The organism is Sphingopyxis panaciterrae (assembly GCF_011762125.1).
GTDB lineage: Bacteria > Pseudomonadota > Alphaproteobacteria > Sphingomonadales > Sphingomonadaceae > Sphingopyxis > Sphingopyxis panaciterrae.
The window spans coordinates 1,249,323-1,267,160 of sequence record NZ_JAASQN010000001.1 but is presented as its reverse complement, the minus strand read 5'-3'; the positions used below and the strand labels follow the sequence as shown (position 1 = coordinate 1,267,160).

General features: G+C 62.9%; 15 protein-coding genes. 7 read left to right on the top strand and 8 right to left on the bottom strand.

Annotated features, from left to right (window positions below; translation table 11 throughout):
- The first annotated feature begins 134 nt into the window (after nucleotides 1–134).
- Nucleotides 135–3,029, top strand: a complete 2,895-nt coding sequence (gene uvrA / locus FHR22_RS05815; RefSeq protein ID WP_166939845.1) for an excinuclease ABC subunit UvrA — start codon at nucleotides 135–137, stop codon at nucleotides 3,027–3,029.
- A 129-nt stretch (nucleotides 3,030–3,158) separates the two neighbouring features.
- Here uvrA and FHR22_RS05810 read toward each other — a convergent pair whose 3' ends face one another.
- The 3 genes from FHR22_RS05810 to FHR22_RS05800 form a co-directional block, all read right to left on the bottom strand.
- On the bottom strand, nucleotides 3,159–3,707 hold the full coding sequence (locus FHR22_RS05810) for a hypothetical protein (protein WP_166939843.1): 549 nt from the start codon (nucleotides 3,705–3,707) through the stop codon (nucleotides 3,159–3,161).
- Nucleotides 3,708–4,359: 652 nt separating this feature from the next.
- Complete coding sequence (locus FHR22_RS22280; RefSeq protein WP_243853486.1) at nucleotides 4,360–4,509, bottom strand: putative quinol monooxygenase; 150 nt, start codon at nucleotides 4,507–4,509, stop codon at nucleotides 4,360–4,362.
- Nucleotides 4,510–4,555: 46 nt separating this feature from the next.
- Nucleotides 4,556–6,139 (bottom strand): RNA-directed DNA polymerase, encoded by a 1,584-nt coding sequence (locus FHR22_RS05800; RefSeq protein ID WP_166939841.1) that lies wholly within the window; start codon nucleotides 6,137–6,139, stop codon nucleotides 4,556–4,558.
- Between the two features lie 210 nt (nucleotides 6,140–6,349).
- Between FHR22_RS05800 and FHR22_RS05795 the strand changes: the two genes are divergently transcribed.
- The 6 genes from FHR22_RS05795 (at nucleotide 6,350) to phoB (ending at nucleotide 12,407) form a co-directional block, all read left to right on the top strand.
- The gene (locus FHR22_RS05795; protein ID WP_166939839.1) at nucleotides 6,350–7,399 is read left to right on the top strand and encodes a substrate-binding domain-containing protein; all 1,050 of its coding nucleotides are present in this window, start codon (nucleotides 6,350–6,352) and stop codon (nucleotides 7,397–7,399) included.
- A 157-nt stretch (nucleotides 7,400–7,556) separates the two neighbouring features.
- Complete coding sequence (pstC, locus tag FHR22_RS05790; protein WP_166939837.1) at nucleotides 7,557–8,933, top strand: phosphate ABC transporter permease subunit PstC; 1,377 nt, start codon at nucleotides 7,557–7,559, stop codon at nucleotides 8,931–8,933.
- Complete coding sequence (pstA, locus tag FHR22_RS05785) at nucleotides 8,926–10,182, top strand: phosphate ABC transporter permease PstA (RefSeq protein WP_166939835.1); 1,257 nt, start codon at nucleotides 8,926–8,928, stop codon at nucleotides 10,180–10,182. Before pstC ends, pstA begins: the two co-directional genes overlap by 8 nt.
- Before the next feature lie 2 nt (nucleotides 10,183–10,184).
- The gene (gene pstB, locus FHR22_RS05780; RefSeq protein ID WP_166939833.1) at nucleotides 10,185–10,967 is read left to right on the top strand and encodes a phosphate ABC transporter ATP-binding protein PstB; all 783 of its coding nucleotides are present in this window, start codon (nucleotides 10,185–10,187) and stop codon (nucleotides 10,965–10,967) included.
- Between the two features lie 25 nt (nucleotides 10,968–10,992).
- Complete coding sequence (phoU, locus tag FHR22_RS05775) at nucleotides 10,993–11,712, top strand: phosphate signaling complex protein PhoU (protein ID WP_166939831.1); 720 nt, start codon at nucleotides 10,993–10,995, stop codon at nucleotides 11,710–11,712.
- The gene (phoB, locus tag FHR22_RS05770; protein WP_166939829.1) at nucleotides 11,712–12,407 is read left to right on the top strand and encodes a phosphate regulon transcriptional regulator PhoB; all 696 of its coding nucleotides are present in this window, start codon (nucleotides 11,712–11,714) and stop codon (nucleotides 12,405–12,407) included. Before phoU ends, phoB begins: the two co-directional genes overlap by 1 nt.
- Nucleotides 12,408–12,501: 94 nt before the next feature.
- Here phoB and chrA read toward each other — a convergent pair whose 3' ends face one another.
- From chrA to FHR22_RS05745, 5 genes are all read right to left on the bottom strand, one after another.
- The gene (gene chrA / locus FHR22_RS05765) at nucleotides 12,502–13,668 is read right to left on the bottom strand and encodes a chromate efflux transporter (RefSeq protein WP_166939827.1); all 1,167 of its coding nucleotides are present in this window, start codon (nucleotides 13,666–13,668) and stop codon (nucleotides 12,502–12,504) included.
- A gap of 331 nt (nucleotides 13,669–13,999) precedes the next feature.
- On the bottom strand, nucleotides 14,000–14,536 hold the full coding sequence (locus FHR22_RS05760; protein ID WP_166940801.1) for a J domain-containing protein: 537 nt from the start codon (nucleotides 14,534–14,536) through the stop codon (nucleotides 14,000–14,002).
- A 493-nt stretch (nucleotides 14,537–15,029) separates the two neighbouring features.
- Complete coding sequence (locus FHR22_RS05755; protein WP_166939825.1) at nucleotides 15,030–15,815, bottom strand: polyphosphate kinase 2 family protein; 786 nt, start codon at nucleotides 15,813–15,815, stop codon at nucleotides 15,030–15,032.
- 85 nt (nucleotides 15,816–15,900) lie between these two features.
- Nucleotides 15,901–16,830 (bottom strand): hypothetical protein, encoded by a 930-nt coding sequence (locus tag FHR22_RS05750; protein WP_166939823.1) that lies wholly within the window; start codon nucleotides 16,828–16,830, stop codon nucleotides 15,901–15,903.
- A 127-nt stretch (nucleotides 16,831–16,957) separates the two neighbouring features.
- Nucleotides 16,958–17,836, bottom strand: coding sequence for an alpha/beta fold hydrolase (locus tag FHR22_RS05745; RefSeq protein WP_166939821.1), 879 nt, complete (start codon nucleotides 17,834–17,836; stop codon nucleotides 16,958–16,960).
- Nucleotides 17,837–17,838 lie beyond the last annotated feature (2 nt).

Below are 17,838 nucleotides of genomic sequence, written 5' to 3'. Positions count from 1 at the left end.
TATACGTACCGATGGCCCAACAGTTCCCGCCCGCCTCCGGAAGCTGTCCATTGCAGCCCCCATATCGCATCCCTATCTTCCTTGCGCCTCTCCCCTCTTGCGCGCCAAGAACAAATCTGGAACATACCTCTCCCATGAGTCTCACCCACATCAAGGTGCGCGGTGCGCGCGAGCATAATCTGAAGGGCGTCGACGTCGACCTGCCGCGTGACGCGCTGATCGTCATCACCGGCCTGTCGGGCAGCGGCAAATCGTCGCTCGCCTTCGACACCATTTATGCCGAGGGCCAGCGGCGTTATGTCGAGAGCCTGTCGGCCTATGCGCGCCAGTTTCTCGAAATGATGCAAAAGCCCGACGTCGAGCATATCGACGGGCTGTCGCCGGCGATCAGCATCGAGCAGAAGACGACGTCGCGCAACCCGCGCTCGACCGTCGCGACGGTGACCGAAATCTACGACTATATGCGCCTGCTGTGGGCGCGTGTCGGCATTCCCTATTCGCCGGCAACCGGCGAGCCGATCAGCGCGCAGACGGTCACCGACATGGTCGACCGTGTGATGGCATTGCCCGAGGGAACCCGCGCCTATCTGCTCGCCCCCGTCGTGCGCGGCCGCAAGGGCGAATATAAGAAGGAACTCGCGCAGTGGCAGAAGGACGGCTTCACGCGAGTCAGGATCGACGGGGAATTTTACGAGATCGGCGAGGCGCCGACGCTCGACAAGAAATACAAGCATGACATCGAAGTCGTGGTCGACCGTATCGCGGTGCGCGAAGGGCTCGGCACAAGGCTCGCCGACAGCTTCGAGACCGCGCTGAAGCTTGCCGAGGGGCTTGCCTATGTCGACCTCGCCGACGGCCCGGTGCCAGGGCGCGAGGAGGAAGACACCGGCGGCGCGATGAAGGGCGCGGGTATTCCCGCCAACCGCCTCATCTTCTCGGAGAAATTTGCCTGCCCCGTTTCGGGCTTCACGATCGCCGAGATCGAACCGCGGCTGTTCAGCTTCAACGCGCCGCAGGGCGCCTGCCCCGCCTGCGACGGGCTCGGCGAGCGGCAGGAGTTCGACCCCGATCTTGTCGTCCCCAACCATGCGCTGAGCCTGAAAAAAGGCGCGATCGTGCCGTGGGCGAAATCGAACCCGCCCTCGCCTTATTATATGCAGGTGCTCGAAAGCCTCGGCAAAGCCTATGGCTTCGACCTGACGACGCCGTGGCAGGACCTGCCCGGCGAGGTGCAGCTGATCATCCTTTACGGCAGCGGCGGCAAGCCCGTCGAGCTAACCTTCAAGGACGGCAAACGCAGCTATACGACGCACAAGGCGTTCGAGGGCGTCATCGGCAACCTCAACCGCCGCCTGCTCCAGACCGAGAGCGCATGGATGCGCGAGGAGCTGAGCAAATATCAGGCGCCGCATCCGTGCGAGACATGCCACGGCGCGCGGCTGCGCCCCGAACCGCTCGCGGTGAAGATCGCGGGCGAGGATATCAGCCTGTCGGCGCAGCGCAGCGTGGCGGACGCGCTCGGCTGGTTCAGCACGCTCGACGCGAAGCTGAACGATACGCAGCGCCAGATCGCCAAGGCGATATTGAAAGAGATCAACGAGCGGCTGGGCTTCCTCAACAATGTCGGGCTCGATTACCTCAACCTCAACCGCACCAGCGGCACATTGAGCGGCGGCGAAAGTCAGCGCATCCGCCTCGCCTCGCAGATCGGATCGGGGCTGTCGGGGGTGCTCTACGTGCTCGACGAGCCGAGCATCGGCCTGCACCAGCGCGACAACGACCGGCTGCTCGCGACGCTGAAGCGCCTCCGCGACCTCGGCAACACCGTGATCGTCGTCGAGCATGACGAGGATGCGATCCGCCACGCCGATTATGTCGTCGACATGGGCCCCGGCGCGGGCCTCCACGGCGGCGAGATCGTCGCCGAGGGCACGCTCGAAGAAGTGCTCGCGAACAAGAACAGCCTGACCGCGGCGTATCTCACCGGCGCGAAGAAGATCGAAGTGCCCAAGCACCGCCGCAAGGGCAATGGCTTCGACCTCGTGCTCAAGGGCGCGCGCGCGAACAACCTCAATAATGTCACCGCGAAGATCCCGCTCGGCACCTTCACCTGCGTGACCGGGCTGTCGGGCAGCGGCAAGTCGAGCCTGATCATCGACACCCTCTATGCCAGCGCGGCGCGCGTGCTCAACGGCGCGCGGATGGTCGCGGGGCCGCACGACAGCCTGAAGGGGCTGGAGCATTGCGACAAGGTGATCGACATCGACCAGTCGCCGATCGGCCGCACCCCGCGGTCGAACCCCGCGACGTACACCGGCGCTTTCACGATCATCCGCGACTGGTTCGCGGGGCTGCCCGAAAGCCAGGCGCGCGGGTACAAGCCGGGGCGTTTCAGCTTCAACGTCAAGGGTGGGCGCTGCGAGACCTGCACCGGCGACGGGCTGATCAAGATCGAGATGCACTTCCTGCCCGACGTCTATGTGACGTGCGAGACGTGCCACGGCAAGCGCTACAACCGCGAAACGCTCGAGGTGAAGTTCAAGGGCCACAGCATCGCCGACGTGCTCGACATGACGGTCGAGGATGCGGCCGAATTCTTCAAGGCGGTGCCGTCGATCCGCGAGAAGATGGCGATGCTCGTCCGCGTGGGTCTGGGGTACATCAAGGTCGGGCAGCAGGCGACGACCCTGTCGGGGGGCGAGGCGCAGCGCGTCAAGCTGGCCAAGGAACTCTCGCGCCGCTCGACCGGGCAGACGCTCTACATCCTCGACGAACCGACGACCGGCCTGCATTTCGAGGATGTCCGCAAGCTGCTCGAAGTGCTGCAGGCGCTGGTCGACCAGGGCAACAGCGTCGTGGTGATCGAGCATAATCTGGATGTCATCAAGACCGCCGATTATATCCTCGATCTCGGCCCCGAAGGCGGGGTGAAGGGCGGCGAAATCGTCGCGGCGGGCACCCCCGAACAGGTGGTGAAGGAGAAGCGCAGCTTCACCGGGCAGTATCTGGCGCCGCTGCTGGGGAAATAATCCAGTCCCCTCCCCTCATCGTCACCCCGGCCCCTTCGACAAGCTCAGGACAGGCCTGATCCGGGATTCCGCTCCGCAACGGCGAAAAGCGCGACCCCGGATCAAGTGCGGGTGACGAGCATGACGTGGCTAACGCCACACCGCCGAGAGCGGGTAGAGCGCGATCAGCCAGATGAGGCAGGCGCATATGACGCGCCGGTCCTTTGCCCATATCGCCAGCGCCGCGACGGGGAAGAAACTCCAGGTCAGGACGATCCGGCGCAGGTCGAAGGGCGGCAAGGCGTCGAGCATCCCGACGCAGATAAGCAGCGCGACATTACAGAGGAAGATGCCGCCGAGCACGGTGCGGCGGTGCTTGTCGAAATGTGTGTTGAGATCGTCCCATGCTTCGGGGTCGTCGGGGAAGACGAGGCTGGCGGCGATGAAATAGATGGCGGTGACGAGGAAGCCGCCGAACAGCACTGGCCAGCTCAGCGGCAAGAGGTTGCGCACGGACCAGCCGTACATCCAGAAGGTGACGACGTCGGCCGACACGAACAGGCCGAGCAGCGCGGTCGGCCAGCCGATCCGCACCCGGTGGCTGGCCTTCAGCGCCCGCGCCAGCCCGCCCAGCCCCTCGGCGAGCGCGAGGCCGAGGATCAGCCCGAACAGCGACATGGTGAATTCAAATTCGCTCATATGCCCCCGCAATCACGCCGTTATCGTTCCCCTGATGCGGCCCGGGGCCCCGCACCCGGTCCTGGCGATCCCGGCCCCGGATCAAGCGCCGAGCGCGGCATGTCCTTCGCTCTCCCCCATTCCCGGTGGATCGGGGAGGCGGCCATATCCGCGCAATATATTCGGAAGGTCACAAAGGTCACGCTACCTACCCCTCGTTCCGGCGCTCCCCGCGTACCGGGCAGGCCCGGCACACCCCGCCGTCGCCGCAATCCCCGTCGGGGCTGCGACCCTTTTCGTCCACGAATTGAAAGAGCCGGATGAAGGCTGGCACGGCCGAATAATGTAGGAAAGCGGTTTTTTCCGAAGCCCTTCCCTTCGCAATTCTCGTCACCCCGGACTTGATCCGGGGTCCATCGACGGCACCTATATGGATGCCGGATCAAGTCCGGCATGACGAAGAAGGAATGACTCGGCCCATTTTCTCGCGGGCCCTACCCCAACAGCTTTGCGGTGATATCCTCGGCCGCATAAATGCGGATCACCGGCGGCGCGGGCGACAGCGCGCGCATCTCGGCGACGAAGCCGCGCGCCGCGGGCAGCGCGATCCCGGATCAGGTCCGGGATGACGGGGCGCGCACCGCGTCGACGCTCTCCCACTCCTCGACAAACATCAGCCGGTCGGGGTTTTCGACATCGATATGGCAATATGCGCCAGACACCCCGGCTCGGAACGCGACCGCGCGCTATGCCCGGCGCCGAGCGCGATCATGCTCTCGCGATGCTCGGGGGTGAGGATGACGTGGCCGGTGATGAGGATCATGACTGCGAACCTGTCGAATTGAGTGGACGAATTACCGGCGCAGTATCTACGTCAGAAGCTCCGGCAGGCTCCCCCACTTCTCCTTTAACCAATCGCAATAAAGACCGCCTAGCGGCCCAGGACTAAAACTCCGGATTCCGGTAAGCCACTTTTCATATTCATCCCTAGGAAGCACCATCGCACCCATCATAAATGCCGGCTTTTCCCAATCGCTTAAGTCGTTGAATCTGGCCTTCCGCTGCCGAAAATACGAAACATCGCCCAGCTTCGCTTTCAACAAATGATGACAACGCCGCTCAGAAATAGATCTGTTAAAATCATATCCTCTAAAATCCTTCTCCGACACGTTAAAGTTCGACTTTATGAACACGGATAGTATCCAATACCTGCATATCTCGAGATCACAATACGGAGAAGTCTTAAGATAGCTCAAAAGCTTCATTCTAGTTTTATTTACTTTTGAATCATCTTCTGTCGAAGAAGATGATATTGCAAGGCAATAGTCTCTAGGAATTATATAAAAAAATCTATTTGCATACTTCATTATGTGATCTGGATCAGCCCCGCCCATGACCTTAATTGCGCGCAACATCGCCTTGTAAACGGATATGTCCGAAGGGTACTCATCTTCTAGCTTATCCATCTTTTCCAATATGTCGTTCGCATCGGAAAATGGGAATTCTGCTATATCGTCTTCGGTATCGTCATCCGTCAGATCGTCACCATAGTGAACACGAATGGAGCGGAGCATCTTCCTCAGATCACCGCTCCCTGACATATCTTCGAGGCTGCGCACAGCTTCATCTTGCATCGCCCCGACACTCGTAAATGCAGTTTTGGCACCGTTCAACGAGAGCCCTTCAGTAACCATAAGGTGTTCAGCAAGTTGGCAAAGGGCTGCATGAGCTTCAGCCTCCCCCTCTGCTATTATTCTAAAATCATCGACAAACCGTGTAACAGCGAGTCCCTGATCTAGAAGAAATTTATCTGTGTCATTGAGGACTGCTTCAGCCAACATTCGCGATGCCGACTGACCAACAGGAATACCAAATGACTGGTTGGCCCTGACAGTTTTAACGATCTTTTTCGTTATCGAGGACGCATGTCTCTTGCTACAATTATCTAATATATTTTCTATTCTATGAAAATATATCCTTTGGAAAAAATCGGATATGTCAGTTTCCACGACAACGCGTTTGTCATTCTGCGGAACTATAACTCCACCGAAATCGGTAATTTTTTCCAACCAGTCATGATATGAGCATTCCGGGTCGAAAATCTTTGGACCTATTCCTTTTAAATACCTGTAGGAGAACGCTACACCCTCATCAGCAGGGGTCCGCATTCCTTCGATTTCTTCGGCGTTATCAAGGACGCTAGCTAGGTATATAAGCGTATCCTGACTAGTGAGCTGATGAGCTATCCGAAAAGAGTTTGAAGATTTTGGTACTAGAAATTCTTGAGCTGTACTTGGAATATAATCTCCCGGTGTAAGCTTCGATAGAATTTTTACAACTTCGTCAATTTTTTCACCGAAGAATCTCAACTCGGGAAGCGCCGGAAATATATCGGTATCACCAAACGCGACTAGGTGATTTACGGCCGTACGAATCGATTCTTCACCAAGCATGTGCGGGTTCTCTGCGATAGATTATATATTACCTCTCTTAGCGCCGACATTGCCCAACGACCAACCCGATTTGGTAGCAGGAGCAGAGCATGACACTTATATGACACCCCCTGTCACAAACACGTCACAGTACTCCCCCATTTGCGGCTCAGCGAGTCGCCGCGGGGGTGGTGGCTTGGATCGGTAACGACCCCCACCACAGGAATTACCATGGTGAAGAAATTTGCCCTTATCGCCGGTGCCGCGACGTGCGCGCTGGCGCTTTCCGCGTGTCAGGACCAGGCCTCTTCGGGTGGCGGGGCGCGCGATTATATCAGCGCGGTCGGTTCGTCGACCGTCTATCCCTTTGCCACCGCGGTCGGTGAAAAGTTCGCCGAAGCGACCGGCAACAAGACGCCGAAGATCGACAGCACCGGGACCGGCGGCGGCTTCGAGCGCTTCTGCGCCGGGGTCGGCGGCGACACCCCCGACATCGCGAACGCTTCGCGCCGCATCAAGAAGAAGGAGTTCGACACCTGCGCCAAGAATGGCGTCAAGGACATCGTCGAAATTCAGGTCGGCATCGACGGCATCGCGCTGGGCGAAGCACAGCGCGGCCCGGGCTTCAAGCTCTCCGAAGAAGACGTCTATAAGGCGCTCGCCGCCAACCCCTATGGCAAGCCCAATGAGGCGAAGACGTGGAAGGACGTGAACCCCGCGCTTCCCGCCGTCGCGATCTCGGTCTTCGGGCCGCCGTCGACCAGCGGTACCTATGATGCGTTCAAGGAGCTGATCCTCGGCAAGGGCTGCGACGCCAACGCCGAGATGAAGGCGCTGAAGGACAGCGACAAGGACAAGCATGAGGCGACCTGCACCACGCTGCGCGGCGCGCCTTATTATGTCGAGCAGGGCGAGAATGATAACCTCATCATCTCGAAGCTCGACAAGAATCCGACCAGCCTCGGCATCTTCGGCTTCAGCTACCTCGACGCCAACAAGGACAAGATCAAGGCGGTGCCGGTACAGGGCGTTTCGCCCACTTACGCGGCGATCGCCGACGGCAGCTATCCCGGCTCGCGCCCGCTGTTCATCTATGTGAAGAAGGCGCATGTCGGCGTCGTCCCGGGCCTCGCCGAATATGTCGCCGAGTTCCTGAAGGGCGCGGCCGAGGGCGGCTATCTGGCGCCCAAGGGCCTGATCGTGTCGCCGAAGGACGTCGCCGCGACCGCGGCGGCGAACGCCAAGGGCATGACCGTGCTCGACGGTTCGGCGCTGAAGTAACATCCCCCGCTGGCGGCCGGGGCGGGCTCGCCCGATCCGGCCGCCGACTTTTTGATGCTCTCCTACCCCGCTCACCCTGAGCTTGTCGAAGGGTGGTTCCACCCTTCGACAAGCTCAGGGTGAGCGGAAGGGAAGACGCCGAGGATTTGAGGCTTAAGTGACCTTCAACGCCGCCGCCCTTTTGCTTTTGATCGCGGGTCTCGCGCTGATCGGCTGGCTGGCCGGGCGCGCGCGCTCGGCACTGCTGGCGGGCCGTGCGGGCGAGAAGCTGCATTCGCGCCCGCAATATCATGGCTGGTATGTCGCGCTGTGGCTGTTCGCCCCCGCGGCGCTGTTCCTCGCGATCTGGTCGTCGGTTTCGCCGGCGCTGGTGACCAACCAGGTGCTCGCGAGCGAGGCGGCGCAGAGCCTGCCGTCGTTCGGCTTCGAACGCGGCGCGATCCTGTCCGATGCGCGCAGTGTTGCCGAGGGCCGGCAGGCCGCGGTGCGGCTGCCCGCCGCGGCGCCGCTGGTCAAGCCCTACGCCGACGCGAGCCACAAATATGCGTGGATCGGCATCGCCGCGATGCTGGCGCTGGCGCTGGCGGGCGGGCTTTACGCCTTCACGCGCATTCGCCCCGAATTCCGGGCGCGGACGCGGGTCGAAAAGATCGTGATGCTGTTCCTGTTGCTCGCGTCGCTGGTCGCGATCCTCACGACATTCGGCATCGTGCTGTCGCTGCTGTTCGAATCGATCCGCTTCTTCCGCCTCGTCTCGCCCGCCGAATTGCTGTTCGGCACCGAATGGGCGCCCACCAGTGGTGCGCCGCAGCCCGATACCTTTGGCGGCATTCCGCTGTTCTGGGGCACGGTGCTGATCGGCGCGATCATCGCGATGATCGTCGCCATCCCGATCGGGATGATGACCGCGGTGTACCTCACTCAATATGCAGCGCCGGCGGTGCGGCGCTGGGTGAAGCCGATCCTCGAGATTCTCGCGGGCGTGCCGACGGTGGTTTACGGCTATTTCGCCGCGCTGACCGTCGCCCCCGCACTGCGCAATTTCGCGGTGATGCTGGGCATTCCCAACGCCTCGACCGAAAGCGCGCTCGCCGCGGGTATCGTGATGGGGGTAATGATCATCCCGTTCGTCTCGTCGATGGCCGACGACAGCATCAACGCGGTGCCGCAGGCGATGCGCGACGGGTCGCTGGCATTGGGGGCGACGCCGAACGAGACGATCCGCCAGGTGCTGATCCCCGCCGCGCTTCCGGGCGTGATGGGCGGCATCCTGCTCGCGGTCAGCCGCGCGATCGGGGAAACCATGATTGTTGTCATGGCGGCGGGCCTGTCGGCCAACATGACCGCCAATCCCTTTGCCAGCGTCACCACGGTGACCGCGCAGATCGTCAAACTGCTCACCGGCGACCAGGAGTTCGACAGCGCGAAAACGCTGGCGGCCTTCGCGCTCGGCCTTGTCCTCTTCATCGTTACGCTGCTGCTCAACATCGTCGCGCTGCGCATCGTCAAAAGATATCGTGAAGCTTATGAATAGGCAGACCACCCCCACCGACTGGAAAGGCGCCGTGATGCAGAAGCGCATCGCGGGCCGCTACGCCGCCGAACGCCGCTTCAAGCTGATGGGGCTGGGCGCGGTGCTGCTCTCGGGCGCTTTCCTTGCCTTCCTGCTGTTCGTGATGGTCGGCAACGGCGCACGCGGCTTTACCTATACGCATGTCGAAGTGCCCGTCGACTTCAAGGCGATGCCGCTGACGATCGACACGGCGCGGCTGGGTGATGCCGATGCCGATCAGGTGATTGCGAATGCGGGCCTGTCGGACATCGTCGCCTTTGCCGCCGACGAGGCGCTGGGCGAAGGCGGGTCGAAGCTGATCAGCGAAAATGCGTGGAAGGAAGTGCGCAGCGCGATCAAGGCCGATCCCGAACTGCTTACGGCCAAGACGGTGTTCGAGCTGCCCGCTTCGTCCGAGGTCGACATCGCCGCCAAGGAAGGCGCCAAGGGCGTGCTCGGCGCGAAGGTCGATGCGCTGGAGAGGGACGGCAAGCTGTCGACCGGCATCCATTGGCCCTTCTTCAGGAACGCCGATGCGACCGACCCTGCGGTTGCGGGCATCTGGGGGGCGCTCAAGGGATCGGTGCTGACGATCTTCATTGCCTTCCTGATCGCGTTCCCGACCGGGGTGCTCGCGGCGCTGTATCTCGAGGAATATGCGGCAAAGAACCGCTGGACCGACCTCATCGAAGTGTCGATCAACAACCTCGCGGCGGTGCCGTCGATCATCTTCGGCCTGCTCGCGCTCGCGGTGTTCATCAACTGGTTCGGGCTTTGTCAGGCGAGCCCGCTCGTCGGCGGGCTGACGCTCGCGCTGATGACGATGCCGGTGATCGTGATCGCCAGCCGCAACGCGATCAAATCGGTGCCGCCGTCGATCCGCGATGCCGCGCTGGGTGTGGGCGCCAGCCCGGTGCAGGTGGTGTTCCACCATGTCCTGCCGCTCGCCCTGCCCGGCATATTGACCGGCACGATCATCGGCATGGCGCGCGCGCTGGGCGAGACCGCGCCGCTGCTCCTCGTCGGGATGCGCGCCTTTATCGGCGACGTTCCGGGCGGCATCTGCTCGCCGTCGACCGTGCTGCCGATGCAGATCTTCCTCTGGTCGGACGAAGTCGACCGGGGCTTTGTCGAGAAAACCTCCGCCGCGATCATCGTGCTGCTTATCGTGCTGCTGTCGATGAACGCCTTTGCGATCTATCTTCGCAACAAATTCGAAAAACGCTGGTGAACATGACCCAAGAAGACCTGACCATATCCGACCCGAAGATGAAGGCGCATAGCGTCAACGTCTTCTATGGCGAGAAACAGGCGATCAACGACGTCTCGATCGACGTCGGCACCGACCTCGTCACCGCCTTCATCGGCCCGTCGGGCTGCGGCAAGTCGACCTTTCTGCGTTCGCTGAACCGGATGAACGACACGGTCGCGAGCGCGCGCGTCACCGGACAGATCGAGCTCGACGGCGAGGATATCTATGCGCCGTCGATGGACGTCGTGCAGCTGCGCGCCCGCGTCGGCATGGTGTTCCAGAAACCGAACCCCTTCCCCAAGTCGATCTATGACAATGTCGGTTACGGCCCGCGCATCCACGGCCTCGCGCCGAACAAGGCCGACCTTGACGTCATCGTCGAGCGCGCGCTGGTGCGCGCCGGCCTGTGGGACGAGGTCAAGGACCGGCTGGCCGAGAGCGGCACCGCGCTGTCGGGCGGCCAGCAGCAGCGCCTGTGCATCGCGCGCGCGATCGCGGTCGATCCCGAGGTCATTTTGATGGACGAGCCCTGCTCGGCGCTCGACCCGATCGCGACCGCGAAGATCGAGGAGCTGATCCACGAACTGCGCGGCAAATATGCGATCGTGATCGTCACGCACAATATGCAGCAGGCGGCCCGCGTGTCGCAGCGCACCGCCTTTTTCCACCTCGGGACGTTGGTGGAGTACGGCAAGACGACCGACATCTTCACCAACCCGCGGCAGGAACGCACCAAGGACTATATCACCGGCCGCTACGGCTAAGTCGCGGCGCTAAAGGACAAGAGTGATGGCATTAACGAACGATCATACCGTCAAGGCCTTCGACGAGGATCTGAACCGCCTGCGCGGACTGATCAGCGAAATGGGCGGGCGCGCCGAACAGGCGCTGCTCCAGGCGATGAACGCGCTCAACAGCGGCGACCTCGACCTCGCCGCACAGGTCGTGCGCGACGACAAGAAGATCGACGCGCTGGAGGCCGAGGTCGAACAGCTCGCGGTCCAGACCATCGCGCTGAGGGCCCCGATGGCCGACGATCTGCGCGAGATGATCGCGGCGCTCAAGATCGTGTCGGTCGTCGAGCGGATCGGCGACTATGGCAAGAATATCGCCAAGCGCGTCGCGCTGATGGACCAGACGCGGTCGATCGAGGCGATCCCGCTCCTGATGTCGATGTCGAACATCGTCGTCGAGTTGATCCACGACGCGCTCGACAGCTTTGCGGCGCGCGACGCCGAACTCGCGGTGCGGGTGACGGTGCGCGACAAGAGCGTCGACGATTTCTACAACAGCATCTTCCGCACCCTCGTCACCTTCATGATGGAAAATCCGAAATATATTTCGGAAAGCGCGCACCTGCTGTTCGTCGCCAAGAACCTTGAGCGCATGGGCGACCATGCGACGAACATCGCCGAGATGGTCCATTATGTCGTGACCGGCGAACGGATGGAAGAACGCGAGCGCGGCGACCGTCCCGAAGATGGCGCCGCGGAGCAGGAGAAGGCCTGATGCCCCAGCCCGACCTGCTGCTCATCGAGGATGACGAAGCGATCGCCGAGCTCATCGTCTGGCATTTCGCCCGCGAAGGCTTTTCGGTCCGCCAGACCCCCGACGGCGAACAGGCGCTGATCCTCGTCGAGGAACGCGTCCCCGACATCGTCCTGCTCGACTGGATGATCGAGAGCCTGCCGGGGATCGAGGTCTGCCGGCGCCTGCGCCGCAACCCCAAATCGGCGAACGTCCCGATCATCATGCTGACCGCGCGCGGCGAGGAAGAGGACCGCATCCGTGGCCTTGAAACCGGCGCCGACGATTATGTCACCAAGCCGTTCAGCCCGCGCGAACTGGTCGCGCGCGTCCAGGCGGTGCTGCGCCGCCTGCGCCCCGCGCTGGCCGGCGAGATGCTAAGCTATGCCGATATCGAACTGGATTCGGTCGCGCACAAGGTGGTGCGGAACAGCCAGATCGTCGCGATGGGCCCGACCGAGTTCCGCCTGTTGCGCCATTTCATGGAGCATCCGGGCCGCGTCTTTTCGCGCGGGCAATTGCTCGACAGCGTGTGGGGGCAGGATAGCGACATCGAGCTCAGGACGGTCGACGTGCATATCCGGCGGTTGCGCAAGGCGATCAACCTGCCGGGGACGGCAGATATCATCCGCACGGTGCGGTCGGCGGGTTATGCGCTGGATTCGGGCAAGGGTTGAAGGCGTTCGCCGTTACCCGGGCGGGTTGAGGCGGGAGCGAGTTCGGGATGCAATGCGGACATCGATTCCTTTCCCTTACTCATAATTTCATCACTCACCCGGCAAATCCGCCCGCAAATATAATCGCCGGAACGACCAGCTTTCCTTTCCAGCGCCAGACCGCCAGCCCCGAAGCGCAAAAGAGAAGCCCCGGCCACAGGAGGGTCGTCGAGCGCCCGGCCGTCGACCAGCCGAGTTGCAACAGCGTCGCGGCGATCACGCCGACGACGGCCGTAGCGACGCCAGCCAGCATCCGGTGCAAGGCCGGGTTCTCGGCTACCGCTTCCAATCGCTCGAAAAAGATCATCGAAAAGGCGAAGGCGGGCAGAAACATGCCGACGGTGATCGCAACCGCGCCCGGCAGTCCGCCCGCGACATAGCCCGCAAAAGTGGCGAAGATCACGAGCGGCGCGGGCAGCATACCCGCAAACGCCACGCCATCGAGGAAGCTCGCGTCGGACAGCCATCCGCGTCCGACCGTGTCGGTTCGCACATAGGGGATGGCGGTATAGGCGCCGCCGAAGGTCAGCAATCCCCCCTTCAATCCCGCCACGAACAGCGCGATGATCCCCACCTCGCTCGCGGCGACGTCTATTTTCACGGCAACGGCCTGTCCCGCGCCGAGAAAAGCCAGCGCAATCGCGGCGGCGACCACGCCGGCGGCGATCAGCGGCCGTGCCGCAAAGCTGTAGATCAACCCGGCCGCAATCAGCGGAATCCAGAAAGGGACGCCCGCCAGCGTCGCGGCGAGTGAAGCCGCGGCGAGCCCCCAAAGCAGCCTGTCTTCGAGGATATGCGTCGCGATCCGCTGCACCGCGCGCAGGATGATCGCGAGCACCGCGATCTGCACGCCGAGAAAGATCGGCGCCATCGACGAATGGCCGACAATCCAGTCCTTGTAAAACCACGCCGCGCCAAGCATCAGCACGAAGCCCGGCAGCATGAAACCCAGCCCCGCCAGCAATCCGCCGATCCGTCCGCGCGCGACCATGCCGAGATGGACGCATAGCTCATGCGCCTCCGGTCCGGGCAGGATCTGCATCACCGCGAGCAGCCTGTTGAAGCGCGCGGGCGATATCCAGCGCTCCTCTTCGACCAGCGCTTGCTTCACCATCGCGATCTGCGCAACCGGACCGCCAAAGGCGAGAAAACCGAATCGCAGGAAGCGAAGGAAAAGGATCGGCAGAGAAAGGCTCGGCGGACGATAGTGATCGGTCGTCATTGCAAATACGCTCCTTGCCGCAGACGCGGCTAATGGAGCGGAGCTTGGGCGACGCATCACCTGAACGGGCGTCCGCGTTGCCCGCATCCCCCCTTACCACCTCCGACAGACAGAGGAAGATAGACTTTGTTTCAGCGATATTCGAGCGACCGCAATCGGTCGTTTGCGGTCGCCCGTCATCCCGGGTTTGGCCCGGGACCCCGCTTTTTTGGTACTGGCAGTTTCGACGTCAAGCGAGACCCCGGATCAAGTCCGGGATGACGGTGATGGATAGAGCCGCTCCCGCAAGCGGGAGGGGAGAAGACGGGCAGTAACCAGCCGTCCGCCGCCGCTACGCGGGCTTCCAGCTTTTCCGCTCTTCGGCCTGCTTCAGCACTTCGAACGCCGCCTGCCCTGCGGCGAAGCGCTTCGCGGCTTCGGCGTCGCCGGGTTTGACATCGGGGTGGCACTCCTTCGCGAGGCCGCGCCACGCCTTTTTCGTCGTCTCGAAATCGGCGTCGGGTTCGAGGTCGAGGATTTCCAGCGCGCGCATTTCGTCGGCGCTGCGGCTGCCGTCGCCCGACCCGCCCCAGGCATAATGCTGCGCCTTGGTATAGGCCCCCGCGTCACGCGTTTCGGCGGCGGCGCGCTCCGCAGCATCCTCGGCGCTCAATCCTTCGAAATAGTCCCAGCCGCGATTATATTCGGCGGCGTGCGTTTCGCAGAAATACCAGCGTTCGGGGCTGTTCGGCGACTTGGGCGCCGGGCAGTTGCCGGGATTGGTACAACCGTGGCGATCGCACAGCCGGACCTTCTGCGCCTCGCGCGACGACCCATAGGGGCGCCAGCGGGGAAAACCCCAATCGTCAGATCTCTTGGCGCGGCTCATCATACCCATGTAGCGGCTGGGCGCCGCGATTGCTAGCGGGACGCGGCCAAAAACCGAGGGTCAGGAACTGTTAAACCCTGTCCGTCACCCCCTCTTTCGTCATTCCCGCGAAAGGCGGGAATCCCGCTGTTCTTTGTGGCTTTGTGCGAGATTTTTTTGGCTCGCACAAAGCCACAAAGAAGGAAAAAGGAAGGCGGCAGATTGCTTGGAGAGCCAGCCATCTCTCCGCGCCCTTCGCGGGAATAACGGGAAATCAATAGATCCTGACCCTAGGTCGCGTGGACAAATTCGCAACGCGTTGAACGGCGGCTTTGGGGTGGGGAGCCGACACAGGTACCACCCTACCTTCGTCATCCCGGGCTTGACCCGGGATCCCGCTTTTTTTGGGCGACGAAAGCTTTGGGCTTCAAGCGGGACCCCGGATCAAGTCCGGGGTGACGATGAAAGGAAAGTCCGCAATCGGCCGATAATAGACCGAGTTTGTCCACGCCACCTAGTCTTTTGCCGTGTAGCCGAAGGCCTTATGCGCCAGCTTGACCACCGCGGGGTCGAGGTCGGGCGGGGTCATCGACACCGCGCCCTCGAGCATTTCGGCGATATGCGTCAGCGCAGCGATGCGCGCCGCCTTCTTGTTGTTGCCGTCGATGACCTTCCACGGTGCCCAGCGCGTATTGGTCTGCGCGAACATCTCGTCCATCGCAGCGACATAATCCTTGCGCTTCGCGCGGTTGCGATAATCCTCCGGCCCGGTCTTCCAGCGTTTCCACGGATCGTCGAGCCGGTCGGCGAAGCGCTTGTCCTGTTCTTCCTGCGTGACGTGGATGAACAATTTGACGAGGTTGGTACGGCTGCCGGTCAGCTGCGCCTCGAACTCATTGATTTCGTCATAGCCCTTGCGCCATTCGGCCTCGCTTGCGAAACCTTCGACGCGCTCGACGAGGACGCGACCGTACCAGCTGCGGTCGAAGATCGATATTTCGCGATTGCCGGGCAGCCGCTTCCAGAAGCGCCAGAGGAAATGCCGCGCCTTTTCCTCGTCAGTCGGCGCGGCGATCGGCCATACCTCGAAATAGCGCGGGTCGAGCAGCGCGGTCAGCCGCTTGATGATACCGCCCTTGCCCCCGGCGTCCCAGCCTTCGAACATAATGATGCTGCGCTGGCCGTGCGTGATATGCGCCGCCTGCACCCGTTCGAGCCGCTCCTGCAGCGCCTTGATGTCATCGCCATAGTCGCCGTCATATTTGGCGCCCGATTCATGGTCCGAAAGCGAAATGGTCATGACGCCATCCCTAGCCCAGACCGGGGCCGGTTACCAAGGGCGTGAATATCATTGTCATTTTCTGGTACAGCGCGCGGTGCGCGAGTTACTCGCGGCGGCCCAGCCGCTGGCGCGCCTGCCAATCGGCGAGCGCGCGGCGGTGGCGTTCGATCCGCGCCAGCGCGTCAGGGATCGCGTCGCTGCGCGAACCTTGGCGCTGCGCCTCGCCATACCAGTCGAGCGCGGCATCGAAATCGCCCTGCCGTTCGGAACAGAGGCCGAGGTTGAAGGCAAGCGCCGCGGTCGGTTCGGCATCGCGGGTCAGCGCGGTCCATGTCGCGCAGGCGCCGTCCTGATCGCTCTTGGTCTGGCGGATCGCATCCTTGAAGGTCTCTGCCGCCGCCTTCGCCAGTCCCTTGCGATTTTCGTCGACGCGAATGTCGAGCGCATAATCGCGCGGCGCGAGGTCGCCGCGAATGACGCGCACCTGGGTCTTCAGCGTCTCGGCGACGAACTGATCGACCGTTCGCGAGGCGCTGCGGTCAGGGCAATAGGTGATGTCGTCGCGGGCATGGAGCGGCCGCGAATAGCGCACCGCCCCGTCGGCGATCGCGACGAGCCGCACCGTCGTCGCGACGGTGGCGACGCGGCTATAACAGCGGATATCGACTTCTTTCTCCTTGAGGCACTTTTTCTTGTTGCCGGGGTCCTGTTCGACGCAGCGCTTGCGCTTTTCGGTGACCGGCGTTTCCTCCGTGCGACTGCGCACCGTGCCGGTGATCAGCGCATCGACCGGCGCGCCCGATTCGAGCGCCACGATGCGATAATAGGGCTGGCCGCCGAATTGCGCCGCGCCGAGTTCGGCCTCCAGCGCCTGCGCGAGCACCGCGCCGTCGCGCCCCTCGAACCGCTCGACCGCGACGCGGAACAGGTCGTTGACGTTCGCGGTCGCGGGCTCGCTGCCCTCGATCGTCAGCACTTCGGCGGTGGCGGGTGCAGCGAGGCACAACATCGTCGCGGCAAGCAGACGCAGCATGAAATCATACCCCCCGTTGATCAACCCATGGGCGGGCTATCGCAGCGAGAGGAAACTGTCAAAAGCGGCGATCATCCCGTCTTCGTCACCCCGGACTTGATCCGGGGTGACGAAGACGGGATGAAGATCAGAGCGTTGCCGCGAGCAGCGCCGCGAGCCGCCCGGGTGCTTCCATCGGGATGAAGTGGCTGTTCTCGCCCCATTGTTCGTCGCGGACCGCGCCGAGCGCCGCGCCAAGCCCCGGCCAGGTCGGGCTGACCGAGAAATCGAGCGCGTTGGCGCGGTCGCCGGTGCGGGCGCGGATCACGCTGACCGGCGCGGCGATGCGGGCGAGCCAGTCGTGCGGGCTGGTGCGCAGCGCGTTCAGATAGACCGAGGCTTCGAGCATCGGCGGACAGGCGAGCTCATATCCCTCACCCTCGGCTGCGGGCAGCAGGCCGAAACGGCAATAGTCGGCGAGCACCGCGGGTTGCCAATGCATATAGGGCGGGCGCTGCGCGAAATGCGCGTTCATCGCTTCCCAGCCGTCCCAGCGGGCGCGGCGGCGCGCGACCGGATGTTCGGCAGGATCGGGCACCGGCTGCCCGGCCGCCTCGGCATAGAGGGCCGGTGCCATGATCACCGGATCGACGAGCAAAAGATGCCGGAACGCCTGCGGCCGCGCGGCTGCGAGGCGGGTCAGGACATAGCCGCCCATGCTGTGGCCGCAGCCGACGAGCGGCGTGCCGGCGAAATGGTCGACAAGCGGCAGCAGCGCATCCGCGGTCGCCGCCCAGTCGGACAGCGACGCCGGATTGGCGCTGCGTCCGTGCCCGAGATGATCGGGGGCGATGACGTGCGTGCCCGCAGGCAGCGCAGCGACGAGTTGATCCCACAATCGGGCATGAAAGCCGGTGGCGTGGAGGAGCAGCAGCGAGGCGCGATCGGACGACGGCGCGCCCCATTCGAACCAGCAGATATCGCCTTCCGGCGTTGCCAGCCGGTGTTCGCGGGGCCGCCCGGTCACGC

What these genes read in the sequence shown, in the direction of transcription:
- pstA (WP_166939835.1), top strand. Translation starts at nt 8,926, where the DNA reads ATGAATAGGCAGACCACCCCCACCGACTGGAAAGGCGCCGTGATGCAG.
- FHR22_RS05755 (WP_166939825.1), bottom strand. Translation starts at nt 15,815, where the DNA reads ATGACCATTTCGCTTTCGGACCATGAATCGGGCGCCAAATATGACGGC.
- phoU (WP_166939831.1), top strand. Translation starts at nt 10,993, where the DNA reads ATGGCATTAACGAACGATCATACCGTCAAGGCCTTCGACGAGGATCTG.
- FHR22_RS05810 (WP_166939843.1), bottom strand. Translation starts at nt 3,707, where the DNA reads ATGAGCGAATTTGAATTCACCATGTCGCTGTTCGGGCTGATCCTCGGC.
- FHR22_RS05750 (WP_166939823.1), bottom strand. Translation starts at nt 16,830, where the DNA reads ATGCTGCGTCTGCTTGCCGCGACGATGTTGTGCCTCGCTGCACCCGCC.
- chrA (WP_166939827.1), bottom strand. Translation starts at nt 13,668, where the DNA reads ATGACGACCGATCACTATCGTCCGCCGAGCCTTTCTCTGCCGATCCTT.
- FHR22_RS05800 (WP_166939841.1), bottom strand. Translation starts at nt 6,139, where the DNA reads ATGCTTGGTGAAGAATCGATTCGTACGGCCGTAAATCACCTAGTCGCG.
- FHR22_RS22280 (WP_243853486.1), bottom strand. Translation starts at nt 4,509, where the DNA reads ATGATCCTCATCACCGGCCACGTCATCCTCACCCCCGAGCATCGCGAG.
- FHR22_RS05760 (WP_166940801.1), bottom strand. Translation starts at nt 14,536, where the DNA reads ATGAGCCGCGCCAAGAGATCTGACGATTGGGGTTTTCCCCGCTGGCGC.
- pstB (WP_166939833.1), top strand. Translation starts at nt 10,185, where the DNA reads ATGACCCAAGAAGACCTGACCATATCCGACCCGAAGATGAAGGCGCAT.
- FHR22_RS05795 (WP_166939839.1), top strand. Translation starts at nt 6,350, where the DNA reads ATGGTGAAGAAATTTGCCCTTATCGCCGGTGCCGCGACGTGCGCGCTG.
- uvrA (WP_166939845.1), top strand. Translation starts at nt 135, where the DNA reads ATGAGTCTCACCCACATCAAGGTGCGCGGTGCGCGCGAGCATAATCTG.
- phoB (WP_166939829.1), top strand. Translation starts at nt 11,712, where the DNA reads ATGCCCCAGCCCGACCTGCTGCTCATCGAGGATGACGAAGCGATCGCC.